We start from the raw sequence: 4,377 nt of genomic DNA, 5'->3' as shown, positions 1-4,377 counted from the left end.
CATGAAATGCTGCCGACGGTGATCAGCGACTTTCTCGGCAAGTATCCGCAGGTGCAGCTGGAGGTCGTGCTGCTCAATCGCCGGGTCGATCTGGTCACCGAAGGCATCGATGTCGCTTTGCGTGTGCGCGATCACGGTGATGAAGACCCGTTGCTGGTCACCCGCCGCTTGCGTCAGGCCCAGGCGGTGGTGATCGCCAGCCCGGCGTTCATGCAAGGCAAGACCATCAATCATCCGCAGGACCTGAAAAACCTGCCGGTACTCGGCGCGCTGGAAGCCGACCGCATGGTTCATGTGCGTCTGCTCGATCAGCAAGGCAAGAGCGTCGATCTGAGCATGGAAGCGCGGCTGGGCATTGATGACTTCGTGGTGCGTAAGGCCTGCGTCCTGGCCGGTCAGGGCTTTACCGTGCTGCCGATGATGTTCTGCGAAACCGAATTGCGTAACGGCACACTGGTGCAAGTGCTACCGGAATGGTCATTGCCTGGCGGCTGGCTGCAGGCGGTGTACCCGCACCGGCGCGGGGTGATGCCGGCGGTGCGCGCATGGATCGATCACTTGGTCGAATCGTTCAATGCCTGCGGGGATAGATTTCTATGAAACAGGGAAGAATGAGCGAAGCCGAGGTCGCCGAGTTTTGTCTGGCCCTGCCCGGCGCCCGCGAAGATTACAAATGGGGCGGCGTACGGGTGTTCTCGATTGCCGGCAACAAGATGTTTGCCTTGCAGGGGCTGCGAGGAGATTCGCTGGCGTTCAAGGTCGACAAGGACCTGTTTCTCGGCCATTGCGACCGCCCGGGGATTCATCCAGCGCCATATCTGGCACGGGCGCAGTGGATCATCATGCACCCGCCCTACCCGCTGGGTGCCGAGGAATTGCAGGGTTTGTTGCAGCGATCACATCAACTGGTGGTGAGCAAGTTGCCTAAGAAAACCCAAATCGGCCTGCTTTTGTAAGCACGCAAATCCTGTGGGAGCGAGCCTGCTCGCGAAGGCGGTTTGTCAGGCGACTCATCAGCGAGGATGAGATTGCTTTCGCGAGCAGGCTCGCTCCCACAGGGGATTTTCGGTGGACGTTAAATCAGCGACAGCAAGTTCGATCCGAGGAAAATCTGGTCAATCCAGAACACCTGATGCAACAGCACGATCGCCCAGAACAGAATCTGAAACGACACCTTGCGCGTCTTGTGCCGAAACACCTGCTGCGCGATCAAAGCTCCTGGCCAGCCGCCCGCCAGTTCTACCGCATGCAGGATGTTTTCCGGAGTGCGCCAGGCATCGGCGCGGGCCTTGCGTTTGTCGGCCCAGTACAGAAAGAACGCCAGCACACTGACAATCCCGTACGCCGCCAGCGGCACCCGCGAGATGCCGCTGAGCCACATCGACAGCGAGCCGAACAGCGGCAGCGCGCAGACGATCAGCAACACCACAAGCTTCAATTTCAGATACTGAACGCGCCCGCTTGAAGGTCGTCCCTCAGGGCGGCGCGTGCGGGAATCGTTCATGCCTTGGCCGCCGACCAGTCCACCCAGCCGAACTGCCAGGTCGCCAGAATGAACAGGCCGAACGCAATCCGGTACCAGGCAAAGGCTGCGTAGCTGTGGCTGCCAATGAACTTGAGCAGGCCGCGCACAGCGATCATGGCGAAGATGAACGCGGTGACAAAACCAATGGCGAACACCGGGAAATCCGCCGGCACGAACAGGTCGCGGTATTTGTAGCCCGAATACACTGCCGCACCGACCATGGTTGGCATGGCGAGGAAAAACGAGAACTCGGTGGCGGTCTTGCGTGACAGACCGAACAGCAAGCCGCCAATGATCGTCGAGCCGGAACGCGAGGTGCCGGGAATCATCGCCAGGCATTGCGCGAAGCCGATTTTCAAGGCGTCGGTCCAGCGGATTTCGTCGACGGTTTCGGCATGCACTTCATGCTGGCGCTGTTCGGCCCACAGCATGATGATGCCGCCGATGACCAGCGCTGCCGCCACGGTGATCGGGTTGAACAGGTATTCGTGGATCAGATCGGCAAAAATTACGCCGAGCACCACCGCTGGCAGGAAAGCGATCAGCAGGTTGGCGGTGAAACGCCGTGCGCTCGGCTGGGTCGGCAGGCCGATCACCACGTCGAGGATCTTGCGGCGAAATTCCCAGACCACGGCGAGAATCGCGCCGAGCTGGATGATGATGTTGAACGCCATGGCCCGTTCGCCGCCGAAGTTCAGCAAGTCGGCGACGATGATCTGGTGTCCGGTACTCGAAATGGGCAAAAACTCCGTCAGCCCTTCTACAACTCCTAGAATCAGTGCCTGCAAGGCGGTCCAAAGATCCATCAATCCCCCAGAGAGCGATGCGCGCGGGCATGCCCCGATAGTATTTTTTCGTTCACTGCGTCCAGCGTAGCCGGTAAAAGCTGTAGCGATTGCGCGCGCACAGGATCCACACGAAACGGTAAAAATTCCGTGAAATATCAAAACCGGATTCAGGTTTTCGCGCGCGGGGCCGAAATCCTAACAGACAAGCCTTAATAGCGCTCCCCGCGTTAGGCGGCTCAAGTCGCACAATCGCGAGCCCACAGCGGTGGCTGGATGCTGGCGATCGTTTATTACAAGAACAAGAATCCGGAGTGACAGCGTTATGAACAGCTTGCGCAGTGTGTCGATCAGCCGACGCTTGTGGCTCATCTTGATCGTGGCGGTGGTCATGTTGCTGACCTTGGGCGTGCTGATGCTCAAGCAGATCCACGACGACCTCTACCACGCCAAGGCGCAGAAAACCCAGCACGTGGTGCAGACCGCCAGTGGCCTGCTGACTTATTACCACGGCCTGGAAACCGCCGGCACCCTGACCAGGGATGCCGCGCAAAAGCAGGCGCTGACCGCGATCCGTGGCCTGCGCTACGACCAGAGCGACTACTTCTGGATCAACGACCTCACGCCCGTGATGGTCATGCACCCGACCAATCCCAAGCTCGAAGGCCAGAATCTTTCGGCGATCCGCGACCCGGACGGCTTTGCGGTGTTCAACGAGATGGTCGCCATTGCCAAGGCCAAAGGCGCGGGCATGGTCAATTATCGCTGGCCGAAACCGGGAGCGACTGATCCCGTTGCCAAGACCTCGTATGTGAAGCTGTTTGAGCCGTGGGGCTGGGTGGTTGGTTCCGGCGTTTACGTCGACGATGTTCAGGCGGAATTTCAGGAACAAATGATCAAGGCGTCGGCGATCGGCCTGGCGATTGCGCTGATCATGGCGCTGCTGGTGATCCTGATCGCACGCAGCATCGTGCGTCCGTTGCAGGAGACCGTGAACGCCATGGCGAACATCGCCAGCGGCGAAAGCGACCTGACCCGCAGCCTTGATACCCACGGCAAGGATGAGGTCACTGAACTGGCCCATCACTTCAATGCGTTCACGGCCAAGTTGCGCCGAGTGATTGGTGACCTGCAGGTGTCGGCCAGCGCTTTGGGCCAGTCTTCCAGCGAGCTGGGCAACGATGCCTCACAGGCGCAGCAGCGCAGTCAGCAGCAATCGCAGCAGATGGAACTGGTCGCCACGGCGATCAACGAAGTCACCTACGGCGTGCAGGACGTGGCGAAAAACGCCGAACACGCCGCCGCCGAAATGCGTGATGCCGAAGCGCAGGCGCAACAGGGCCAGATCAACATTGACGGCAGCCTGCAACAGATCGACAAGCTCTCCGGCACGATCGATCAGGCGGTGGAAGTGATCCGCACCCTGGCGGCGGAGAGCACGCAGATTGGCAGCGTGCTGGAAGTGATTCGCTCGATTGCCGAGCAGACCAATCTGCTGGCCTTGAACGCGGCGATTGAAGCGGCGCGTGCGGGTGAACAGGGTCGCGGGTTCGCCGTGGTGGCCGATGAGGTGCGCTTGCTGGCCCAGCGTACGCAGAAATCGACCGCTGAAATTCAGTCGATGATCGAGCGTTTGCAGAATCACTCGGAGGCTGCGGTGAAGGTGATCGGCGACAGCAGCAAGGCCTCGCAATTGACCATCGAACAGGCAGGACTGGCCGGGGCGAGCCTTAATGCCATTGGCCAGGCGTTGCGTAATCTCAACGGCCTGAATGCGTCGATTGCCAGCGCTACCTTGCAACAGGCGCAGGTGGTTGAGGACATCAACCAGAACGTGACCCAGGCGGCCGGGCTTTCCCATAGCACCGCGTTGGCGGCTGAACAGTCGAGTGCAGCCAGTCTGCGGCTTGGGCAACTGAGCGAACAGCTCAACGGGTTGCTGCGCCAGTTCCGGGTCTGACCGGTCACCGAGGTGAGCCCACCCCTCACCCCAGCCCTCTCCCCGAGGAGAGGGAGCAGATCATTGCGCTTTTCATGATCTGCGTTCGACGCGATATTCCAGGTCAG

Annotated in this window: 5 protein-coding genes; 3 read left to right on the top strand and 2 right to left on the bottom strand. The window is 60.1% G+C overall.

Annotated features, from left to right (window positions below; all coding sequences use genetic code 11):
* On the top strand, positions 1–600 hold a 600-nt coding region (locus OQK_RS24200), incomplete at its 5' end, for a LysR substrate-binding domain-containing protein (RefSeq protein ID WP_038861674.1).
* Positions 597–956 (top strand): MmcQ/YjbR family DNA-binding protein, encoded by a 360-nt coding sequence (locus OQK_RS24195; protein WP_016774690.1) that lies wholly within the window; start codon positions 597–599, stop codon positions 954–956. The genes OQK_RS24200 and OQK_RS24195, both read left to right, overlap by 4 nt.
* A gap of 119 nt (positions 957–1,075) precedes the next feature.
* On the opposite strand, the gene OQK_RS24190 is transcribed toward OQK_RS24195, so the two are convergent.
* Both OQK_RS24190 and OQK_RS24185 read right to left on the bottom strand, forming a co-directional pair.
* Entirely contained in the window at positions 1,076–1,504 is a 429-nt protein-coding gene (locus OQK_RS24190; protein WP_016774689.1) for a DUF1294 domain-containing protein, read from the bottom strand.
* Positions 1,501–2,331 (bottom strand): undecaprenyl-diphosphate phosphatase, encoded by an 831-nt coding sequence (locus OQK_RS24185; RefSeq protein ID WP_016774688.1) that lies wholly within the window; start codon positions 2,329–2,331, stop codon positions 1,501–1,503. Before OQK_RS24185 ends, OQK_RS24190 begins: the two co-directional genes overlap by 4 nt.
* A gap of 304 nt (positions 2,332–2,635) precedes the next feature.
* On the opposite strand from OQK_RS24185, the gene OQK_RS24180 reads away from it, so the two are divergent.
* Complete coding sequence (locus OQK_RS24180) at positions 2,636–4,270, top strand: methyl-accepting chemotaxis protein (protein ID WP_016774687.1); 1,635 nt, start codon at positions 2,636–2,638, stop codon at positions 4,268–4,270.
* Positions 4,271–4,377: the final 107 nt, after the last annotated feature.

The organism is Pseudomonas sp. R62 (assembly GCF_000257605.1).
Taxonomy (GTDB): Bacteria; Pseudomonadota; Gammaproteobacteria; order Pseudomonadales; family Pseudomonadaceae; genus Aquipseudomonas; species Aquipseudomonas atacamensis.
The sequence above is the reverse complement of the archived record's forward strand: the minus strand, read 5'-3'. Positions and strand labels throughout refer to the sequence as shown.

Bases quoted from the DNA above. Each gene is read 5' to 3' on its own strand.
- OQK_RS24195 (WP_016774690.1), top strand. From the start codon at position 597: ATGAAACAGGGAAGAATGAGCGAAGCCGAGGTCGCCGAGTTTTGTCTG.
- OQK_RS24190 (WP_016774689.1), bottom strand. From the start codon at position 1,504: ATGAACGATTCCCGCACGCGCCGCCCTGAGGGACGACCTTCAAGCGGG.
- OQK_RS24180 (WP_016774687.1), top strand. From the start codon at position 2,636: ATGAACAGCTTGCGCAGTGTGTCGATCAGCCGACGCTTGTGGCTCATC.
- OQK_RS24185 (WP_016774688.1), bottom strand. From the start codon at position 2,331: ATGGATCTTTGGACCGCCTTGCAGGCACTGATTCTAGGAGTTGTAGAA.